Raw genomic sequence first — 14,912 nt, forward strand, 5'->3', positions numbered from 1 at the left:
GACGTGACTTACTTGTTACCGCTGTTAGGCTTGGCGCTAGCTTCCGGGGCAGCTTTAGTGCCCGCGGCAGTCGCTGCCTCGAAACCACTCTGAGCCACATCGGCAGCCTGTTTTACGGCTTTCTGTGCGCTTTCGAACACAGTACCGGCATTCGCCAGGCCCGACTTGAACGCGGCCACAACAGGCTCGGAGCCGGCCGGTGCATTCTTGCTGATCGTTTCAACGAACTCATGCATCTGCTGGGTGCCCGCTTCGACCTGACTCGAGGTCAATTTGGCGATGTCCGACTGAGTACCCACGATCAATGCTTGAACCTGACGATTGAACTCGGCCAGGCGTTCGGTTTGCGCACTCGGCTGGGTGAAAGACGCCTGCAGCTCGGCGAAGCCTTGTGGATCACGGACGGCCAGCAGTTTGCGAACACCTTCGAAGTGCTCTTCGGTGGAGTCGCGCAGTGCCTTGAACTGCAACTGGCTGAGCTGTTCAACGCTGGCGAACACTTTGCCGCTGATTTGCTGCAAAAGGTCGAGGTTGGCTTTCTGAGCGGTTTGCAGTTTTTCCGAATTGAAAAAAGACATGCTTGAATCTCCTGGTACTGGAAGGCCCTGATGAGCCTGAGGACGCGATAGCGATCCGGCCAGTCATCGCGTTAGCCTTGATATTGCAGCGCACAAAACTATTTGGCAACGCCTATTTTTGTGCGGTGCAAAATAAACGTTGCTAACGCCCTCCTTATTCGCTGTAGACTCCTGCTCATCGAACGGCCCGCCTTGCCCTCTTTAATTAAAGGGTTCAGATGCGCAGGTTCCCATGCATAGCAGCAGGAGATCACCATGGGTCAGGAAGTAAATATTGCGCTGCAAGATGAAGAGCGTAGCGACCCCGTCGGCTTGTTCGAACACCTTAATCATCTGCAACGCCTCAATACCCACAACGTCCTCGACGCCGTGCAGAAGCGCCAGGCAAAAACTTTCGCGCCTTTTAGCCTTGGGCAACTCAGACAACCGACACCGGCTGACTGGCAGGAATACTTCACTGACCTTGGCCAGCGCAGCGTGCTGTTCTGGGACACCTTGCGTCAGCGCGGCGACAACACCCTGGCCCACGAACGCGCCGGGTATCCGCTGCTGCTCAAGTTCAATCATGAAACGCTGGTCGCGGGTGAAGACCTGCCCCGTGCGGTCAACTATTCGTTGTTGCAAATCCTCGGCGGCCCGGGGCAACAGATCGACAGCAAAAAACAGCCCGTGATCATCATTGACCCCCGCGGCGGTCATGGCTCGGGGATCGGCGGTTTCAAACAGGATTCGGTCATCGGCGAAAGCCTGAGAGCCGGCCATCCCACCTATTTCATCGCCTTCAGTCACTCGCCACGCCCAGGGCAAACCCTTGCCGATATCACAGACGCCCAGGCACGGTTCATCGAGGTCGTCAGCACCCGGCATCCGGACAGCGCCAAACCTGTCGTCATTGGTAACTGCCAAGCGGGCTGGGCGTTAATGGGCCTGGCGGCCACTCGGCCAGAGTTGCCGGGGCTGATCATCGTCAACGGTGCGCCGTTGTCGTACTGGGCCGGCGTCAATGGCCACAATCCGATGCGCTACACCGGCGGTTTGCTGGGCGGTGGCTGGATGGCACGCCTGGGAAGCGACCTCGGTAATGACCGCTTCGACGGCACTTGGCTGGTGAGCAATTTCGAAAACCTGGACCCGGCCAACACCTGGTGGGGCAAGTACTACCACCTGTTCAGTGAAGTCGACAGCGAGGCCGCACGCTTTCTGGATTTCGAACGCTGGTGGGGCAGCCCGACCCTGCTCAATAGCGAAGAAATCGAGATGATTGTCGACGACCTGTTCATCGGTAATCAGCTGTCCGGTGGCCTGGGGCGCAAGAGCAGCGGGCTTGACCTCAAATTGATCGAAGTGCCGGTGGTGGTGTTCTGTTCCTATGGCGACAACATCACCTCCCCGCAGCAGGCGCTGGACTGGATCACCGACGTCTATCCCAGCGATCTCGCGTTGCAAAATGCCGGACGCACCATCGTTTACCTGCGACATGCGAGCATCGGTCACCTGGGCATCTTCGTGTCCGGTGACGTGGCGCGGCGTGAGCACCGTGAGTTGCTGGGTGCGGTCGATGCGATCAATGCGCTGCCGTCCGGGCTCTATGAAATGCTGATCGAAGACCTGCCGGAGCACTCGGCGACGCCGTATGCCGTGCGTTTCGAGCCCCGGCGTATCGCCGACATTCATGGCGAAGTGAAGCCGCCCCGTGATGACGATCGCGAATTCGCACTGGTGCAGCGCGCCTCCGCCATCAACAACAACGTGTACGACGAATTCATACGCCCGTGGTTGCGCCAGCTGATAAACGAACCGAGCGCCGAACTGCTGCGCCGCGCGCACCCTTTCCATCAGCAACAAGTGGCCTGGAGCAGTTTGAACCCGGCGCTGTGGTGGCTGGCTGGCAGTGCCGCCCAAGTGAGCAAGGATCGTTACCCCGCCAGCCAGAACAATCCGTTGCTGCTCTGGCAAGAACTGTTTTCCAACCAGGTGCAGGACGCCTTGAACGGCTATCGGGACCTGCGTGATGCGGCTCACGAAATGTGTTTCTACGGCGTGTATGGCGTGCTCAATAGCCTCGCCGGCAATGCCCCCGGGCGAAATCTGCAAGAACACGCCAAGCAGCACGACCAGGTTCTGACCGCGCACCTGCAGGATGCCCTGCCCCTTGGCGGTCTGATGGAAGCCTTGATACGGATCCTGTTCCTGCTGGGCCGCAACAGCGACGAGCCGGGCAAGGAAAGCGTCGAGAAATTGATACTGCAACTGCAGGTGCTGCTCCAGGACTACAGTGCCAAGCCGCTTGATTTGCGTGAAACCCTGCGCCTGCAAAAACTGCTGGTCGCCACCCTCCCGCAAGAAAGCCTGCACAGCCTGCCCTTGATGCTGATTGAGGCCCAAGAGCGCCAACAAGTGCTGGCGGCCGTCGCCAATTTACTGCCGGAACTGCTGACCAGCGGCGCAAACAACCCATGCTGGTGTGAGCTGCACACACTACTCGACGTTCCGCTGCCAGGTTTCAGCCTGACCCAACCACCTGGTGCGGCCGACGCCATCGAAGTGAAAGTCCCGGCGATAACGCCAGAGCCGATCAAGCAAGCCATCCCGGTGCTCATCCCTGAGCCGATCAAGCAGAAAATCCCCGCAGTGACCCCACACCCCATCGCCAAGGTGGCGAGTCCGGTGCGTAAACCTGCCAAGGGCAAGAAAGCCGTAAAAAAACCTCCGATGAAATAACGTTGAACGCTGATGGAAGGCCGTGTCAGACCGGCGCGGCTTCCTCGATTGCCAACGATTCATCGGCCCGATACTGACCGGGTGTCATGCCAAACCAGCGGCTACAGGCTTTGTTGAAGCTGCTGTGATCATGAAAACCAAGGAGATACGCGACATGCTTCATGTTGAAGTGAGAATGGCGCAGGTAGAAGTCGGCCAATTGCCGGCGCACAGCATTCTGCACGTCCTTGAATTGCGTCCCTTCCTTTTCCAGCGCGCGTTGCAGCGTGCGCTTGCTAACGTGCAATGCCGCCGCGATCGACTCCATATCGCATTGCCCCTGGCCCTGACTCAAGCGCTCGGTAATCAGCGCGCGAATCCTGCCGACGATGCAAAAACCAAACAGCAGATCCAGTTGCGCCTCCGCAAAACTGTCATGCAGCACCGCCAGCGCTTCGTTGGCCATGCTCAACGGACGCAGCAGCTCCTGCCCATCAAACAAAATGCTGTCATAAGCCGCGTCGAAACGCAGGTCACAGCCAAACAACCGTCGATGCTCGGAGGTGTCTTCAGGTTCGGGATAGGTGAACTCTACACTCAAGGGTTGCGGTGAGTGACCGCCCGCCAGCTTACGGCAGAAGCCCAGCAACGAAGCCAGCGCTGCATCGGTGTATTGGCGAGGTTTGGCCGAACCTTTTTGGTGATGATCAAGGCCGGAAAGTCGGTAACCCTGCGGTTCCGATGTAAAGAAAAGGCTGAATCCGGTGCCAATCAACGGACTGAAACGGACCAGGCGCTCAAGGGCTTTTTTCAGATTCAGGCTGGACATCATGGTGTAGCCGACGATCTGAAAGCTACCGGGGTGGAAACTTCCATAGGCCTCCAGGCCGATGTCCGGATCGCCCGAGGCCTGAGCCGCCAGATCCCATAATCGATAAATTGCCCTTCGCTCGCAAAACGCTCCTGGTTTGTTCGCAAGCTTCATGTCTAGTCCAGCCTCCCGACACAGACTGGCAACATCCAGTCCTTGAGCCGAGAGCGTATTTACCAGCACGCTGGCATAGCCTGAACTCATTCTATACATGGCGTCCTCAATGACCTGTGGAACCGAACATCCTGTCCGGAGCCATAACTGATCTGCGATGAATCAAAGACTAACGGGTTCTTCAGTGGCCAATATTGATCCCAGTATAGGTAACCAGCGTTTTTCGCCACCCGTCATTAACCGGGGCATGGCACCGTTGGACACCAGACAGTCACCTCTCAACACTTCCTCACGCCCGGCCAATACCGAACAATCCCCCCATCTTGCAACGCAAAACAAAGAAAGGAAGGGATTGTATGAAGTCGCTTGGTCGTATTGCGTTGGTCACGGGTGGTATGGGTGGGATTGGCACTGCGATAAGCCAACGCCTGTACAAGGAAGGATTCAAGGTCATCGTCGGCTGCAGCTCGGATTCCGCCCGCAAGAACGAATGGATCGCCACCCAATTGGCGGCGGGTTATCAGTTCGAATGCATCTTCGGCGACATCACCGATTGGGAATCGACCCGCAAGGCCTTCGAGATGGCACGAGAGCAATTCGGCCCGATCGATGTGCTGGTCAATAACGCCGGCATCACTCGGGATGCCTCCTTTCGCAAACTCACTCCAGAAGACTGGAACGCGGTGATCGGGACCAACCTCAGCGGCCTGTTCAATACCACCAAACAGGTGATTGAAGGCATGTTGGCCAAGGGTTGGGGTCGGGTCATCAACATTTCGTCGATCAACGGTCAGCGCGGCCAGTTCGGCCAGACCAATTACAGCGCGGCTAAAGCCGGCATCCATGGCTTCACCATGGCACTGGCCCGGGAAGTCTCGGGCAAGGGCGTGACCGTCAATACCGTATCGCCCGGCTACATCCAGACCAGCATGACCGCGGCCATCCGTCCGGACATTCTCGAGACCATGATCGCAGCCACACCCGTGGGGCGCCTTGGCCAACCCGAAGAAATCGCTTCGATCGTCGCCTGGCTGGCGTCCGATGAATCGGCCTACAGCACCGGTGCCGACTTCTCGGTCAACGGCGGCATGAACATGCAGTAAGCCTGTCAGGGCATGGATGCCCTGCTCCCGCTCGACAGAATCCTAATGAGGTCATGCATGAACGAAGTCGTAATCGTTGCCGCTACTCGCACCGCCATTGGCAGTTTTCAAGGTTCACTGTCCGCCATTCCAGCCACCGAGTTGGGTGCGGCGGTGATTCGTCGCCTGCTCGAACAGACCGGGATCGACGCTGCGCAGGTTGATGAAGTCATCCTCGGCCAGGTGCTGACTGCAGGCTCCGGGCAAAACCCTGCACGCCAGACCGCGATCAAGGCCGGCCTGCCCCATACCACCCCTGCCCTGACCCTGAACAAAGTCTGCGGTTCAGGCCTCAAGGCGGTCCAGCTTGCGGTTCAGGCGATCCGTTGCGGCGACGCCGAACTGGTGATTGCCGGCGGTCAGGAAAACATGAGCCTGGCGCCCTATGTTCTGCCCAAGGCGCGCACCGGTCTGCGCATGGGTCATGCGCAACTGCAAGACAGCGTGATTCAGGATGGTTTGTGGGATGCCTTCAACGACTACCACATGGGCATCACTGCCGAGAATCTGGCGAATCAATACAGCATCAGTCGCGAAGATCAGGACGCCTTCGCCGCGACCTCGCAACAGAAAGCCGCCGCGGCCATCGAGGCGGGTTACTTCAAGGGTGAAATCACCCCGATCCTGATTCCCCAGCGCAAGGGCGAGCCGCTGGTCTTCGACACCGATGAACAGCCGCGTCCGGACAGCACGCTCCAGGCACTGGGCAACCTCAAACCCGCGTTCCAGAAAAACGGCAGCGTCACCGCGGGCAACTCGTCGACCCTCAATGACGGCGCCGCCGTGCTGATGCTGGCCAGCGCCGCCAAGGCCCTGGCGCTGGGCTTGCCGGTACTTGCGCGCATCAAGGCGTATGCCAGCGCCGGGGTGGACCCGTCGATCATGGGCATCGGCCCGGTGCCCGCTACCCGTCTGGTCTTGACCAAAGCCGGCTGGAGCCTGGACGACCTGGACCTGATCGAAGCCAACGAAGCGTTCGCCGCGCAGTCACTGGCCGTCGGCAAGGAACTGGGCTGGGACATGAACAAGGTCAATGTCAACGGTGGCGCCATTGCCCTCGGTCATCCGATCGGCGCATCAGGCGCGCGGATTCTGGTGTCGCTGGTACATGAACTGATTCGTCGCGATGGCAAAAAAGGTCTGGCCACCTTGTGCATCGGTGGCGGCCAGGGCGTCAGCCTGGTCATCGAGCGTTAGAAACACAGGCTGAGTTGTCAGACGCGGCGCCGACGTCCGGCGCCGCGTTTTTTTCCGTCCGGTTTATTCAAGTGGGCAAGGAGTTCCATGGACAACGCGCATACCTTAAACACACTCTGGTCGGGCCAGGTTCCGTTCATTGCGTCCTTTGCAGTGCAACAATTACGGCTCTGGGTCAGCACCAATCCCTGGTTTACCGGGCAGGATTACAACGCCTGGTTCGAGCTGCCACGCGAAACTTTGGACAGCCTCCAATCGGACTATCAGCAACAATGGTGTGAACTCGGCCAGCGTCTGTTGACCGGTCAGCCCTTCAGTTTCGAAGATCGACGTTTCGCCAGCGGCAACTGGAGCCAACCGCTGTTCGGTTCCCTCGCGGCGTTTTATCTGCTCAATGCCGGTTTTCTGCTGAAGCTGCTCGATCAGTTGCCGATCGACGGCAAGAAACCGCGTCAACGCTTGCTCTATCTGGCGGAGCAAGCCATCGCCGCCGGCGCGCCGAGCAATTTTCTGGTCAGTAACCCCGATGCGCTGCAACGGGTCGTTGACACCCAAGGAAGCAGCCTGCTCACAGGCCTGATGCACCTGGCCAGCGACCTGCAGGAAGGCAAGATGCGCCAGTGCGACGCCGGCGCGTTCAAAGTGGGCGTCGACCTGGCAAACACCCCCGGCGAAGTGGTCTTCGAGAACGAACTCTTCCAGCTCATCCAGTACTATCCGCAAAGCGAAACCCAGTACCGGCGCCCGGTATTTATCGTTCCGCCGTCAATCAACAAGTACTACATCCTCGACCTGCGCCCCGACAATTCGATGGTTCGCCACCTGTTGCAGCAAGGCCACCCGGTATTTCTGATGTCGTGGCGCAACTTCGACCAGGAACATGCCGGCACCACCTGGGATGACCTGATTGAAACCGGGATTATCAAAGGGCTGCAGCTGACCCGTGAAATCAGCGGCGAGCAACGGCCCAATTGCGTGGGTTTCTGCATTGGGGGCACGTTATTGAGCTCGGCGCTGGCCGTGTTGGCGGCCCGTGGCGACAAAGAGATCGCCAGCGTGAGCCTGCTGACCACCTTCCTCGACTACCTCGATACCGGTCCCATCGACATCTTCGTCGACGAGCAATTGGTGGCTTATCGCGAGCGCACTATCGGCGGCCTCAATGGCCCCATCGGCCTGTTCAAGGGCGAGGACATGGGCAATACATTCTCGCTGCTGCGCCCCAACGACTTGTGGTGGAACTACAACGTCGACAAATACCTCAAGGGGCAAAAATCGATACCCCTTGACCTGCTGTTCTGGAACAACGACAGCACCAACCTGCCCGGGCCGATGTACTGCTGGTACCTGCGCCATACCTATCTGCAAAACGATCTGAAATCCGGCGAACTGGATTGCTGCGGGGTCAAGCTGGACCTGCGCGCCATCGATGCCCCGGCGTACATCCTCGCCACCCATGACGACCACATCGTGCCATGGAAAAGCGCCTACGCCAGCACCCAGCTACTGTCTGGAACCAAGCGTTTCGTGCTCGGCGCCTCAGGGCATATCGCAGGGGTGATCAACCCGCCGGCCAAGGAAAAACGCCACTACTGGACCAACAATCGCGTCACCAAGAACCCTGAAACCTGGTTCAAGAATGCCCAGCAGCATCCGGGCAGCTGGTGGAATGACTGGTTCGTCTGGCTGGCCGAACACGCCGGCGAACGCCAGCCTGCAGTGCTGAGCACCGGGAACGCGCAATACCCGGCACTTGAGTCGGCGCCGGGGCGTTATGTGATGCAATGACAGGAACCGTGCGGGTAAATGGGCGGCCATCTACACGTAAAAAAATCCCGTGACCGAATGAGGCACGGGACAAAAAATGGGTTGGTTGCGACCAACCAAAGGAGCACTTTTAAAAGCGGTTACCGGTTACAGGCATTCCTGCGCAGCACGTTCGAAACTCGAAGGCATGAAGTTCGATGCCAGCAAGTGGCGCTCATACAAAAACACCTTGCCGCCATTCGGGGCCTTGTAGGCTTCGAGAACGTTGTCTGCCGCGACTTTGCTCGGCACCACGATCCGGTAGCTGCGCGGGGTTTGCGAGACGGTCGGGTTCAGTGCGCTGCCCTGCAACTTCGGTATCACGCAGTCGGCGTACTCGGCAGGTGTTTTTTTCGTCTGGAAGGTCTGCGTCGGGTCGTTCGGCGCGGAGGCGCAACCGGCCAGCAGCAAGGAGGCGAAAGCCATGACAGGAACAAATAAAGGGCGCATCGGTGAAGTCCTGAAAATAAAAAGTCTGGTTTATTGAGCAGCGTCTTCGATGGGGCGATTTTCCGCCTTTACCCAACAAACCAGAACTTTCGTTTCTTGATTGTCACTATTACTTGAACCGATAGTTGCGCTGCGCTATCGCGGTTCAGTTCAGCTCCTGATGGTTTCAGGAAGCTTGGCAATCACCTTGATCTCGAACTCAAAGCCATACAGCCACGTGACACCGACAGCGGTTAACGTCGGGTGCGGTGCGTTACCCCAGAACTCCGGCACAACCTTCCAGATCGTTTCGAACTTCTCTTGCGGATCGACGATGAAGACCGTTATGTCAATCACGTCGTCGAAGGTGCAACCGGCAGCGACCAGGATCGCGTTCAGATTGTTGAACGCGAGCCGAACCTGCGTCTCCAGGTCGGGCTCGGGTGAGCCGTCTTCGGTGCTACCGACTTGCCCCGAAACGAATAAAAAGCCATTGGAACGGATAGCCGGCGAATAGCGATTGCGCTCGTAAAGCGATTGGCGTCCGGGCGGAAAAACAACATCACGGGTAGTCATACAGTGCCTCCTTCAACGGATCAAAGCCGACCCGCCATTAATGATGAAAGAGACTTTAAGGACTTGTGCCTGCCCGATAAACGAGCAACTGTAGGCATCACTGTTTGTAAAACCCAAACAATCCAATAGATAACCGAGGCAGAAATGGACCGTTTCGATGCGATGCAGGCGTTTGCTCGGGTGGTGGAAACGGGCAGCTTCACCAAGGCGGCCGAAACACTGCATATGAGCAAGACGAGCGTGACGCAACTGGTGCAGCAGTTGGAGGCCCGGTTACGCGTCAAATTACTCAACCGCACGACGCGCAAGGTCAGCGTAACAGCCGACGGTGCCGTCTATTACGAGCGCGTCGTGCGGTTGCTAGCCGATATGGACGATGCCGAGACTAGCCTGTCCAGCGCCTCTGCCCTGCCCCGGGGCCGGCTGCGAGTGGATGTGCCCAGCCCGTTGGCCAGCATGATTCTGGTACCGGCGTTGCCTGCGTTTCATGCTCGATACCCTGACATCCAGATCGACATGGGCGTCAGCGATCGCATCGTGGATATAATCGGTGAGAACGTAGATTGCGTTGTGCGCGGCGGCGAACTAACCGATCAGTCTCTGATGGCCCGGCGGGTAGGCGAACTCCAGTTGGGCGTTTATGCGGCGCCGAGTTACCTGGACCGCGTCGGTACGCCGTCGCATCCGCAAGAGCTGGAAGATTCGCATCATCGTGTCGTCGGTTTCCTGTGGGCACGCACAGGCAAAGCCGTGCCTTATGCCATGCGCAGCAACAGCGAGAGCGTCCATATCAAGGGGCGCTACGTGCTGGCGGTCGACGATGGCAATGCCTACATCGCGGCCGGTCTGGCCGGCCTCGGAGTTCTTTGGCTGCCAGACTACATGTCCAAGCCATACGAAGCGCGCGGCGAGTTGGTTCGTTTGTTCGAGGATTGGCGCCTCGATCCGATGCCGATCTACGTGGCCTTTGCGCCGAACCGGCATATCAGCTTCAAGTTGCGCGTATTCATTGATTGGGTCGCTGAGTTGATGGCACAGCATGCGCCTATCATGATTCGTGAGGCGTCGGGAATCTGACCTGGATAAAACCAAGCCCCGCCATAAGCGGGGCTTGATGTATTTCACACGGCATCAGGGTTTACGCCCGCCGCCGGGAGTTTGCCCTCCTCCTTTTTTGTCTGCGTCAGACATTTTCTCTCTGTCTTCGACCAAGTTGCCTTGGCGCCCCGCTCCCTGTCCACTGCCGGGACGATTGGTATCGCTGGATTGACGGCCCCCTGAGGCCTGTCCACCTTTTTTGCCAGCGTCGGAGGGACGTTGCGGATCATTCATCATCCCGCCGCCCGACTCCCCGCCTTTTTTGCCGGCTTCGGAGGCTTTTTGAGGGTCGTTGGCAAAATTGCCAGGGTTCTTGTTACCGGTGTTAGCCATTTTCGTTCTCCTCATTGTTTCTCGCGAACCTTTCTAGGCTCGTCTTATTCCGAGGTTTTCTGCGATTGAAAGTTTGAACTGATCTGTCATTCTTGCGACAAGCGGATTGGGACGATTAGTTCCAGAAAACTCCTGATGCAGCGACTAATGGGGGGTGAATAAAACGAGTATAAAAGTGGGGTCCGCTTATACAAATTGATGAAAGAAAAGCGCGTTGAGGTCTGGCATCATTCAAACTGTCAGCTCTCTCATTTATCCTGTGTGGAGGTACGTCGATGACAGAGCACATCGTCCACTTTCATTGCCAGATTGATCAGGGCACGATGGAACGCTTCAGGGACTGCTGCCTCGACGCCATCGACCAGGGCGCCTCCTCCTTACTGCTGAATCTCTCCACCAGCGGCGGCAGCACCAACTTCGGCTTCGCCCTCTACACCTTCCTCAAATCCCTGCCGGTACCGCTGTGCGCGATCAATGCCGGCAACATCGAGTCGATGGGCATCATCATGTACCTGGCCGCCGGCCGACGGATCACCGCGCCCCATTCGCGGTTTCTGATTCACCCAATGAATTGGTACTTCCCCCAAAGCTCGGTCGACCATCAACGCCTGCGCGAATACCTCTTGAGCCTGGATAACGACCTCGCGCGTTATGTGCAAATCTTTGCCCTGGAAACCGCCAACGCGGATACCAAACTGGACATTTTTCATTGCCTTTCAGCGGAAGAAAAGGTCATTGCGGCGCATGAATCCCTGGCCTACGGAATCGCCCACGAAATGCATCAGATGGTGTTTGCCGATAACGTCAAACACTGGAAAATCAGTGGCGGCTGACGCACGTTCGAGCCGGCCCCGATACCGATACGTCAGGTGCCCGGAATGGGGTGAATATCCAGGGGCATTCCGTCACTCAATGTGAGTTTCAAATCCTTGATAGTGCCGGCCACACGATCCTTGAAAACCGGCTCGCCCTCGGGATCAAGTACATCGTAGATAAAGCGATTGCCCTCAAGCCAGCCGATGGCCGTTTGCAGTTCGGGGGTGAGGTAATACTTGCCATCCAGAAAAAAACCGGCAAACGGTTCTACCCTTTCGCGGTTCTCGATTTCGTAGCGCACACCTGGGGTCATGCCTGTGGATTCATCAATCATGATGTGTACCTCGTCATGGTTGTTTCAAGGCGCCGATAAACCGGGCTCGACGGGACGTCTGTGCATCAGACCTCCCGCCTTGCCCTGATACCTGTCAAGAAGTCCCCAAGCCACGTGACAGATCGGCCGGGGTTTCGGACGCGGTCTTGCGCATCTCGCCCGTTTCTCCCGCGATTGCCTCGTGGGGCTCTGTGGTTTCCATCACCTTTTCGCGCACCGCCTCATAGCCCTCCCGTGCTTGCTGTTTGACCTTGCTGGTGAGGCTTGCGCTGGTCCTGCCCAGATAACGGCGCTCCGTTGCGGTAGTGGGTAATGCCGCGCCCAGCAACGCTCCCACCGCGATACCCATCGCCGCCATCAGCAGGGGTTGTTCCTTGAGCAGATGATTGAACTGGTCGCCCATTTCATGAGTCCTGCGCGCCAGGCGATCACTGGTGTCATGGACGGCGTGGCTGAGGTGATCGGTCTTCGCATGCAGGCTATCGCTCAGGTGCGCGGCCTTACCCTTGACCGCCTGATAGCTGTCCTTGAGCGAATCAGTGGTGTTGTGCAGACGCTGTCGGGCGCTGTCCATGCCATCGGCGAGCCCTTCGGCCAAGTCATCGGTCCAGTCGACATCCGGCTCAACGCGATATTCCCTGGGCGTTGGCGGGCGATTCTGGCTCATCATCAACCACATCAGGCCGACCGAGGTCAGCACCGCGGGCACGGGGTTGTTGCGCACACTGGTGCCCAGGTTGGTCAGGAAGGTCGAGCCGTTGCTTTGCATCATCAGCAGCGCCTGATCGAACATCTGGCCAGGGGTAAACTTGCTTTCCAGCGCGTCGACGATATGCCCGATGTTTTCCCGTTGCGCATCGATTTCACGCTCGATGGTTTCCGGGCTCTTGGCCGCTTCGGTTTCGAATTCTCGCTTCATGACACTTTCCTCCGCAGGGCTTCCTGGTCTTTATTCAGCGCGTCCAGGGTGCGATCAGGCTTGAAGTGGGAAGGCTCGAATTGTTTTTTGCCTGCCTGCAGCATCACGAACCCGATGACCATCACCACGACGCCAACAATCAGCGCAGCCAGCCAGGGCGCCATCACCAGGCTCAAGGCATAGACGACCGCCATCAGCACAATGATGAACCCGGCGAGCAGCACAATGGCGCCGCCGGCTACCCCGGCAATCCCTGCTTTCAACGTCGTCAGGCTGGCCTGCAATTCCACCTTGGCCAACGCCAGCTCCTTGGTGAATAACGCCGGTACTTCCCGAGTCAACTGCCGCAATAAACCGACCACGGAAGCGTCATGATCAGCCGTCGTGACAGACGGTGTGACGGGTGGTGTGGGTTGCAGCTCTGGATCGTTTCTGTTCATCACCGTTCTCCTGTGAAGGGGCTGGACCCCGGCATTGAGGAACTGTCGCCACGATGGTCGGGCGCGCTCGGCGAGGACGGCGTGATGCCAGTGGCCAAGCCGGGAGACAAATCGCCTGCGGATGGCATCGACGTTTCATAAAATTCTTGCGAGCCATCGCCAGTGAACGTGGGTGTGCTGCTTTGGGCCGCGTACTCACGATCGGTTGTTGTCGGCAGGGTCGCCGTGCCCGCTTTCAGGAACCGCGACAGACCGAACCCCACCGCGATGCTGCCGACAATGAACAACCCCGGATTGTCCCGCGCCAGATCAGCGCCATCGTGCAGAAGTTCTTCGGCACTTTTGCTGCGCAGTTTTCCCGCCAGGCTGCTCATGCTCTCGGCCATGTCCGCCAGGTAATCGGACATCCCAAACGTATCGTTCGTCCGGATCTCGGAAACGACTGACTGGGCGCCTCTGGCCAATGCTTCAATCTGGTCCGCTGCGGTATCGCGGTATTGGCCGAACTGCTCATCGGCCTGATGCCGCGCACCGCCTATCGCTTCGGTAACCTCCTCCTTTAAATGCTGAAAGTTTTGTTCGGAGCCTGCGGGATCCCGAGGGGCATCCGGTTGTCCGGTTCTGCTGTCTGGAATAGTCATGTCATCCCTCGCCTTCGTAATGAACACGTCAGGAAGTGCCCGCGGTATGTCCGCGGTGGTGCTTCATTGCAGATGACGAGGGTGTCTGGCGGGGAGTTCCAAGCAGATGATGAAGTGATAAAAAACGCGCTCGCGGGAGCGGAACCTGTGGGAGCGGGCTTGCCCGCGATGAAGGCGGCACATTTCAACATTGATGTCGGCTGACACATCGCTATCGCGGGCAAGCCCGCTCCCACAGGTTCCGGTGGATATTCGCGGAATGCATCCCGCAACAAAAACCTGCTACGTTGTACGATGACAGACGAGATACCTATCTCTCGTCTGTCATCTCCATAACAACAAGGAAAATACCCATGAAAAAAACGAAATTGCTTATCGGCTTCTTGTGCCTCTTCAGCGGCTATGTGATGGCAGCCCCCTCCTCGGGCGAAAAGGATGTCGCCGTAGCGGTAGACCATCTGACTCAAGCGATGCTGCACAAGGACATTCGCCAGCTGAATGCGCTCACCGCTGAAAACCTCACCTACGGCCATTCCAGCGGGAAAATCCAGGACAAGAAAGCGTTCATCGCCGACATCGAAACCGGAAAAAGCGCTTTCAAGACACTGGAGATGCAGGGCCAGACCATCACACTCTCAGGTGATGTGGCGTTGGTCCGGCATCATTTTTCGGCACAAGCCATCAAGGGTGAAGAGACCGTCCCGACGGAAATCGAGAACTTCCAGATCTGGCAGAAACAGAAAGGCAAATGGCTACTGGTCGGACGACAAGCGTTTCGTTTCTGAAATTGAGGGTGGCGATGATCGTTCCCACGCTCTGCGTGGGAATGCAGCCCGGGACGCTCCGCGTCCCTTCCGGAGCCGAACGCGGAGCGTCCGTTGAGGCATTCCCACGCGGAGCATGGGAACGATCTACGTG

16 protein-coding genes are annotated in these 14,912 nt (G+C 58.0%); 7 read left to right on the top strand and 9 right to left on the bottom strand.

The genetic code is table 11. From position 1 onward, the window contains the following. Window positions 1-8: 8 nt before the first annotated feature. Complete coding sequence (phaP, locus tag AB7M26_RS21265) at window positions 9-578, bottom strand: TIGR01841 family phasin (protein WP_048393405.1); 570 nt, start codon at window positions 576-578, stop codon at window positions 9-11. A 255-nt stretch (window positions 579-833) separates the two neighbouring features. Here phaP and AB7M26_RS21270 point away from each other — a divergent pair, with 255 nt between their 5' ends. Further along, window positions 834-3,299: a DUF3141 domain-containing protein gene (locus tag AB7M26_RS21270; RefSeq protein ID WP_123494708.1), complete on the top strand. Its 2,466-nt coding sequence runs from the start codon at window positions 834-836 to the stop codon at window positions 3,297-3,299. Window positions 3,300-3,324: 25 nt separating this feature from the next. Here AB7M26_RS21270 and AB7M26_RS21275 read toward each other — a convergent pair whose 3' ends face one another. Continuing rightward, entirely contained in the window at window positions 3,325-4,362 is a 1,038-nt protein-coding gene (locus AB7M26_RS21275; protein ID WP_123494707.1) for an AraC family transcriptional regulator, read from the bottom strand. 257 nt (window positions 4,363-4,619) lie between these two features. Here AB7M26_RS21275 and phbB point away from each other — a divergent pair, with 257 nt between their 5' ends. From phbB to phaC, 3 genes are all read left to right on the top strand, one after another. Continuing rightward, on the top strand, window positions 4,620-5,366 hold the full coding sequence (gene phbB / locus AB7M26_RS21280; protein ID WP_123359419.1) for an acetoacetyl-CoA reductase: 747 nt from the start codon (window positions 4,620-4,622) through the stop codon (window positions 5,364-5,366). Window positions 5,367-5,423: 57 nt separating this feature from the next. Then, window positions 5,424-6,602 carry an acetyl-CoA C-acetyltransferase gene (locus AB7M26_RS21285; RefSeq protein WP_123494706.1) on the top strand — a complete coding sequence of 393 codons (1,179 nt, stop codon included), beginning with the start codon at window positions 5,424-5,426 and terminating at the stop codon, window positions 6,600-6,602. An 87-nt stretch (window positions 6,603-6,689) separates the two neighbouring features. Beyond that, a complete protein-coding gene (phaC, locus tag AB7M26_RS21290; RefSeq protein WP_123494704.1) occupies window positions 6,690-8,390 on the top strand; it encodes a class I poly(R)-hydroxyalkanoic acid synthase in 1,701 nt (566 codons plus the stop codon). Between the two features lie 126 nt (window positions 8,391-8,516). On the opposite strand, the gene AB7M26_RS21295 is transcribed toward phaC, so the two are convergent. Next, window positions 8,517-8,858, bottom strand: a complete 342-nt coding sequence (locus AB7M26_RS21295; RefSeq protein ID WP_123494703.1) for a hypothetical protein — start codon at window positions 8,856-8,858, stop codon at window positions 8,517-8,519. A 150-nt stretch (window positions 8,859-9,008) separates the two neighbouring features. Next, window positions 9,009-9,413: a RidA family protein gene (locus AB7M26_RS21300; RefSeq protein WP_123494702.1), complete on the bottom strand. Its 405-nt coding sequence runs from the start codon at window positions 9,411-9,413 to the stop codon at window positions 9,009-9,011. 144 nt (window positions 9,414-9,557) lie between these two features. Here AB7M26_RS21300 and AB7M26_RS21305 point away from each other — a divergent pair, with 144 nt between their 5' ends. Continuing rightward, window positions 9,558-10,490, top strand: a complete 933-nt coding sequence (locus AB7M26_RS21305; protein ID WP_123494701.1) for a LysR family transcriptional regulator — start codon at window positions 9,558-9,560, stop codon at window positions 10,488-10,490. Window positions 10,491-10,544: 54 nt separating this feature from the next. On the opposite strand, the gene AB7M26_RS21310 is transcribed toward AB7M26_RS21305, so the two are convergent. Then, window positions 10,545-10,844 carry a con-10 family general stress protein gene (locus AB7M26_RS21310; RefSeq protein WP_123494700.1) on the bottom strand — a complete coding sequence of 100 codons (300 nt, stop codon included), beginning with the start codon at window positions 10,842-10,844 and terminating at the stop codon, window positions 10,545-10,547. Between the two features lie 275 nt (window positions 10,845-11,119). Between AB7M26_RS21310 and AB7M26_RS21315 the strand changes: the two genes are divergently transcribed. Next, complete coding sequence (locus AB7M26_RS21315) at window positions 11,120-11,677, top strand: ATP-dependent Clp protease proteolytic subunit (protein WP_123494699.1); 558 nt, start codon at window positions 11,120-11,122, stop codon at window positions 11,675-11,677. Window positions 11,678-11,709: 32 nt separating this feature from the next. Here AB7M26_RS21315 and AB7M26_RS21320 read toward each other — a convergent pair whose 3' ends face one another. The 4 genes from AB7M26_RS21320 to AB7M26_RS21335 all read right to left on the bottom strand — a co-directional run bounded on the left by AB7M26_RS21320 (window position 11,710) and on the right by AB7M26_RS21335 (window position 13,994). Then, the gene (locus AB7M26_RS21320) at window positions 11,710-11,994 is read right to left on the bottom strand and encodes a hypothetical protein (RefSeq protein WP_123494698.1); all 285 of its coding nucleotides are present in this window, start codon (window positions 11,992-11,994) and stop codon (window positions 11,710-11,712) included. A gap of 94 nt (window positions 11,995-12,088) precedes the next feature. Next, on the bottom strand, window positions 12,089-12,913 hold the full coding sequence (locus tag AB7M26_RS21325) for a DUF3618 domain-containing protein (protein WP_123494696.1): 825 nt from the start codon (window positions 12,911-12,913) through the stop codon (window positions 12,089-12,091). Further along, window positions 12,910-13,353, bottom strand: coding sequence for a phage holin family protein (locus tag AB7M26_RS21330; RefSeq protein ID WP_123494695.1), 444 nt, complete (start codon window positions 13,351-13,353; stop codon window positions 12,910-12,912). The genes AB7M26_RS21325 and AB7M26_RS21330 overlap by 4 nt, the downstream gene beginning before the upstream one ends. Beyond that, window positions 13,353-13,994, bottom strand: a complete 642-nt coding sequence (locus tag AB7M26_RS21335) for a hypothetical protein (RefSeq protein ID WP_123494694.1) — start codon at window positions 13,992-13,994, stop codon at window positions 13,353-13,355. Before AB7M26_RS21335 ends, AB7M26_RS21330 begins: the two co-directional genes overlap by 1 nt. A gap of 353 nt (window positions 13,995-14,347) precedes the next feature. Between AB7M26_RS21335 and AB7M26_RS21340 the strand changes: the two genes are divergently transcribed. After that, window positions 14,348-14,779 (top strand): nuclear transport factor 2 family protein, encoded by a 432-nt coding sequence (locus AB7M26_RS21340; protein ID WP_429386091.1) that lies wholly within the window; start codon window positions 14,348-14,350, stop codon window positions 14,777-14,779. Window positions 14,780-14,912: the final 133 nt, after the last annotated feature.

It is taken from the genome of Pseudomonas sp. F-14 TE3482 (assembly GCF_053629455.1).

What these genes read in the sequence shown, in the direction of transcription:
- phaP (WP_048393405.1), bottom strand. Translation starts at nt 578, where the DNA reads ATGTCTTTTTTCAATTCGGAAAAACTGCAAACCGCTCAGAAAGCCAAC.
- AB7M26_RS21270 (WP_123494708.1), top strand. Translation starts at nt 834, where the DNA reads ATGGGTCAGGAAGTAAATATTGCGCTGCAAGATGAAGAGCGTAGCGAC.
- AB7M26_RS21275 (WP_123494707.1), bottom strand. Translation starts at nt 4,362, where the DNA reads ATGTATAGAATGAGTTCAGGCTATGCCAGCGTGCTGGTAAATACGCTC.
- phbB (WP_123359419.1), top strand. Translation starts at nt 4,620, where the DNA reads ATGAAGTCGCTTGGTCGTATTGCGTTGGTCACGGGTGGTATGGGTGGG.
- AB7M26_RS21285 (WP_123494706.1), top strand. Translation starts at nt 5,424, where the DNA reads ATGAACGAAGTCGTAATCGTTGCCGCTACTCGCACCGCCATTGGCAGT.
- phaC (WP_123494704.1), top strand. Translation starts at nt 6,690, where the DNA reads ATGGACAACGCGCATACCTTAAACACACTCTGGTCGGGCCAGGTTCCG.
- AB7M26_RS21295 (WP_123494703.1), bottom strand. Translation starts at nt 8,858, where the DNA reads ATGCGCCCTTTATTTGTTCCTGTCATGGCTTTCGCCTCCTTGCTGCTG.
- AB7M26_RS21300 (WP_123494702.1), bottom strand. Translation starts at nt 9,413, where the DNA reads ATGACTACCCGTGATGTTGTTTTTCCGCCCGGACGCCAATCGCTTTAC.
- AB7M26_RS21305 (WP_123494701.1), top strand. Translation starts at nt 9,558, where the DNA reads ATGGACCGTTTCGATGCGATGCAGGCGTTTGCTCGGGTGGTGGAAACG.
- AB7M26_RS21310 (WP_123494700.1), bottom strand. Translation starts at nt 10,844, where the DNA reads ATGGCTAACACCGGTAACAAGAACCCTGGCAATTTTGCCAACGACCCT.
- AB7M26_RS21315 (WP_123494699.1), top strand. Translation starts at nt 11,120, where the DNA reads ATGACAGAGCACATCGTCCACTTTCATTGCCAGATTGATCAGGGCACG.
- AB7M26_RS21320 (WP_123494698.1), bottom strand. Translation starts at nt 11,994, where the DNA reads ATGATTGATGAATCCACAGGCATGACCCCAGGTGTGCGCTACGAAATC.
- AB7M26_RS21325 (WP_123494696.1), bottom strand. Translation starts at nt 12,913, where the DNA reads ATGAAGCGAGAATTCGAAACCGAAGCGGCCAAGAGCCCGGAAACCATC.
- AB7M26_RS21330 (WP_123494695.1), bottom strand. Translation starts at nt 13,353, where the DNA reads ATGAACAGAAACGATCCAGAGCTGCAACCCACACCACCCGTCACACCG.
- AB7M26_RS21335 (WP_123494694.1), bottom strand. Translation starts at nt 13,994, where the DNA reads ATGACTATTCCAGACAGCAGAACCGGACAACCGGATGCCCCTCGGGAT.
- AB7M26_RS21340 (WP_429386091.1), top strand. Translation starts at nt 14,348, where the DNA reads ATGAAAAAAACGAAATTGCTTATCGGCTTCTTGTGCCTCTTCAGCGGC.